Below are 4,091 nucleotides of genomic sequence, written 5' to 3'. Positions count from 1 at the left end.
ATCCGCCCCGACGCTCGCCGCGATCGCGAGCGCGCGCTGCTGGCGTCGGGCGCTCACGGCGAAGGCGGCGCCGGCCAGCATGACGACGAGATAGGCGGCCGCAAGTCCCGCAGCCCCCAGGGCGCTCAGCAGGTTCAGGCGCGCGTACAGGTCCTGCGTCGCGGGCGAGAGGATCTCCTGGCCGTCGGGCGTGGTGAACACCGGCGGGTCGAGCACGACCTCGCGCGAGTACGCGACGATGCCCTGCGCGTTGAGGCGCTGGATGTCGTCCCAGTCCAGCGAGAGATCGGGCAGGAACCACAGGGTGTTGGCGGACCCCAGGTCAGACCGGGGGGATGCCGTGGCGAACCGGTCGGCGTCGCGGAAGACCACTGCGCTGTCGACCGCCGGGACCCCGGCGATGTCGATCGTGCCCGTGATCGTGTAGGTCTCGCCGGAGCCTGCGACGGTCAGCGCACCGCCGATGCGCGAGCCGGTGCGCTGCAGCGTCGCGGGGGTGACCATGACCTCGTCGTCCGCGGTCGGCGCGGTGCCTTCGACGACGTCGAACCGGCCCCGGAAGCGCTCGTCCCATGCGGGCCCCGCCCACGCCCGCACCGTCGCGATGCCGCCTGTCGTCTCGATCCGCACCTGGTCGGCGGAGATCTTGACGGTCTCGGTGCCGGCGGGCAGGGCGCCGAGCGGATCGGCGGGCGCGTCACCCTCGGGCTGGATGGGGGCGCCGTCGGCATCCGTCGGGTAGCTGTACCACCTCGGGTTCGTCGGGCTCTGCCACAGTCCGCCGTCCGGCGGCCCCACCGGCTGCACCCACCCCTGCATGCGGCCGAGCTCGGCATCCGCTTTCTCGGCGGGCGTGCCCATCATGCTGTCGGCGAAGATCGAGGCGCCCGCCATGCCCGCGATCGGCAGCGCGACGAGCGTCACGATCAGCAGGCTCGACAGCCAGGTGCGCCGCACCTGCCGCTGCGCAATCCGCGCCGCGACCCGCCAGCGCACGGTGCGGGAGTGGATCCCGGGCTTGTGGGTCCGTGTTGCTGCGCGCTTGCGGGGTCGGGCAGGGCCGAACTCCTCCAACTTCCGCGGCCTGCGGGGCCGAGCGGAGCTTCCGGGCCGGTTCCGCACCGGAATGGAGGAGTTCGGGTCGCCGCTCACCGCGCGCCCGTCAGCAGGGACTCGGCCTCGTCGCGCCGCGACTGGTCGATGATGCGCCCGTCGCGCAGGAACACGATCCGATCGGCCCACGCGGCGTGCCGCGCCTCGTGCGTCACAAGGATGCCGGCGGCTCCCTGATCGACGCGCGAGCGGATGAGCTTCATGACCGCCTCGCCCGTGACGGAATCCAGCGCCCCGGTCGGCTCGTCGGCGAGCACGAGCCGACGCGATCCCACGACGGCGCGGGCGATAGCGACTCGCTGCTGCTGGCCGCCCGACAGGTCGTCGGGGTAGGAGTCGAACTTGGCGTCGAGTCCCACTGACGCAAGAGCATCCCGACCCGCACGGCGCGCCACCCGGGCTCGGAAGCCGTCGAGCTCCAGGGGCAGCGTCACGTTCTCGAGGGCCGTGAGGGTCGGGATGAGATTGAAGTCCTGGAAAACGAATCCCAGGGAGCGGCGCCGCAGCGCCGCGAGGTCGCGAGCGGATGCCGTGGACAGGTAGGTGCCCTCGACGATCACCTCGCCGGTCGTGGGCTTCTGCAGTCCCCCGGCGATCGACAGCAGCGTCGACTTTCCGGAGCCCGACGCGCCCATGATGGCGACGAGCTCGCCGCCATCCACCGTCAGGTCCACACCGCTGAGCGCCGAGACGCTCGTCGCGCCCTCGCCGTACTGCTGCGTCACGCCGACCAGCTGCAGGACCGGGGCGGTCACGACGCCGCCCCCGCCTTCGCGGGCCGCCCGCGCTTGGGGCGCTCGGTCGACAGCTCCAGTTCGAGCGCCCGCTGCGGATGCCGCGCGAGGCGCTGCTCGGTGTGGTCGAGCCACCGGATCTCGGCCTCCGCCGCGAAGATCATCGAGTCCACGACGAGCGACCAGGCGAGCTCTTCCGGGCCGTCCGGGCTCGCCCCGGCATACTTCGCCCTGGTCAGCTCCTGCAGGGCGGCGAGCGAAGCGACGCGTTGCGTCTGGATGACTTCGGTGAGGTCGACGCCGGGCAGGGTCGCGGCGAGGGCGAGCTTGATCGCGAGCTCGTCGCGCGTCCCCGGTATGCCCTGATTTCGCTGCGCGCGCTCGACGGGAGAGGCGAGCCACTCGCGGACGGCGGAGGAGCCGGCGGCCGTGATCTCCCAGTACACGTGCCCCTGGTCGTCGACGTCGCCCTTGGCGACGAGGCCGTCGCGCTCGAGCCGGTCGAGCGTGTTGTAGATCTGGCCGACGTTGAGCGGCCAGGTCGAGCCGGTGCGGCGGTCGAACTCCGCGCGCAGCTGGTAGCCGTAGCACGGCCCCTGATCGAGGATCGCCAACAGGCTCTGGCGCACCGACATCCGCTTCTCCTGTCCGCATTGCATACCGAGTATCTCATTGCGGAGTATATACATACTCGGCATCCTTCTCACAGCATCCGCCTATGACCCGTGGCTACCGTCGAGGCATGGAAGCGACACCGCGTGCCCTGTCCGTCCTCACCGATGACGGGATCGCGACCTTCTCGCCCGAACAGTTGCGCGTGATGCGCGACGAGTTCCAGGGGTTCCTGCTGCAGTACCAGTTCGGCCTGCGCGAGGTCGAGACGAAACTCGGCATCCTGCGCGACGAGTTCCAACTCATGCACGACTACAACCCCATCGAGCACATCTCCAGCCGCGTGAAATCGGCCGACAGCCTCGTCGACAAGGTCGTGCGCAAGGGCGTCGAGCCGACGTTCGAGGGCATCCGCACCGGGATCATGGACATCGCAGGCGTGCGCGTCACGACGAGCTTCACGAAGGATGCCTATCGCCTCTTCGACCTGCTGACGCAGCAGGACGACATCACGCTGCGCGAAGTGAAGGACTACATCGCGACACCCAAGGGCAACGGCTACAAGAGCCTGCACGCGATCGTCTCGGTGCCGGTTTTCCTCTCGTCGGGACGCGTCGAGGTGCCCGTGGAGGTGCAGTTCCGCACGATCGCGATGGATTTCTGGGCAAGCCTCGAGCACAAGATCTACTACAAGTACGCGGGTGCGGTTCCCGACGGGCTGCTGGCCGAATTGAAGGATGCCGCGGAGTCGGCAGCCCTGCTCGACGCGCGCATGGAGCGGCTCCACCACGAGCTGCACGGGCCGCACCCGAGCCCGGTTCGCGCCGTGTGAGTGTCGCCGCCTGCGAACCCACCGGCGAGCGCCGGACGGCCACCACGACCCGCGGGGTCGCGAATGGTCGCTATCCGCCCGGGAAGGCGACCACTTGCGCCCCCACGGTGAACGAGCGCTGAGGCGCGAGCTCTCGCACCTCGCGGGGACGGCCCGGCAATCCGGTCGCGGCGATCCGGCGACTACCGCAGCCGGCGGCCGGCGCTCCACACGGCCTCGACCTCGAAGTCGTCGGAGAGGAGCACGGCGTCGGCGGCGAAGCCGGGGTCGAGGCGGCCGAGGTCGGCATCCCTTCGGATCGCCCTGGCGGGGACGACGGTGAGCGCCCGTACGGCCTCGACGAGCGGGATGCCGCTGTCCACCACGGCCCGGCGCAGGGCGACGTCCTGCGTCAGCGTCGAACCGGCGATTGCGCCGTCCGGCTTCAGGCGCGCAACGCCGTCCCGGACCGTGACGGCGAGCGACCCGAGCAGGTACTCGCCGTCGGCGGCCCCCGCGGCACCCATCGCGTCGGTGATGAGCGCGACCCGGCCGGGGGCGCCGCGAAACGCCAGCCGCACGACGTCGGGGTGCACGTGGACGCCGTCGCCGATGACCTCCAGCGTGACGTGCGGGGCATGCATCGCCGCGACGACGAGCCCCGGCGCGCGGTGATGTATGCCGTTCATGGCATTGAACGCATGGGTGAGGATCGAGGCGCCGGCGTCGAAGGCCGCGAGCGCCTGCTCGTAGTCGGCGTTCGAGTGGCCGACGGCGACGCCCACGCCGGCGTCGGCGAAGGCGCGCACCGCGGCGAGGCC

At 71.0% G+C, this 4,091-nt stretch carries 4 protein-coding genes and 1 pseudogene; 1 reads left to right on the top strand and 4 read right to left on the bottom strand.

The features are described from left to right. The 3 genes and pseudogenes from WBP48_RS12640 to WBP48_RS12630 all read right to left on the bottom strand — a co-directional run. A pseudogene (locus WBP48_RS12640) lies at positions 1–996 on the bottom strand (ABC transporter permease); the annotation flags it as partial. A gap of 152 nt (positions 997–1,148) precedes the next feature. After that, positions 1,149–1,868, bottom strand: a complete 720-nt coding sequence (locus tag WBP48_RS12635) for an ABC transporter ATP-binding protein (RefSeq protein ID WP_424440947.1) — start codon at positions 1,866–1,868, stop codon at positions 1,149–1,151. Continuing rightward, positions 1,865–2,482 carry a PadR family transcriptional regulator gene (locus WBP48_RS12630; protein WP_424440945.1) on the bottom strand — a complete coding sequence of 206 codons (618 nt, stop codon included), beginning with the start codon at positions 2,480–2,482 and terminating at the stop codon, positions 1,865–1,867. The genes WBP48_RS12635 and WBP48_RS12630 overlap by 4 nt, the downstream gene beginning before the upstream one ends. Positions 2,483–2,589: 107 nt before the next feature. On the opposite strand from WBP48_RS12630, the gene WBP48_RS12625 reads away from it, so the two are divergent. Beyond that, positions 2,590–3,291, top strand: coding sequence for a GTP pyrophosphokinase (locus WBP48_RS12625; protein ID WP_424440943.1), 702 nt, complete (start codon positions 2,590–2,592; stop codon positions 3,289–3,291). A 182-nt stretch (positions 3,292–3,473) separates the two neighbouring features. Here WBP48_RS12625 and WBP48_RS12620 read toward each other — a convergent pair. Continuing rightward, on the bottom strand, positions 3,474–4,091 hold a 618-nt coding region (locus WBP48_RS12620; RefSeq protein WP_424440941.1), incomplete at its 5' end, for an amidohydrolase family protein.

Source organism: Microbacterium sp. (genome assembly GCF_049661145.1).
GTDB lineage: Bacteria > Actinomycetota > Actinomycetes > Actinomycetales > Microbacteriaceae > Microbacterium.
Note: the sequence above shows the minus strand (reverse complement) of the source record. Positions and strands in the feature narration are given on the sequence as shown.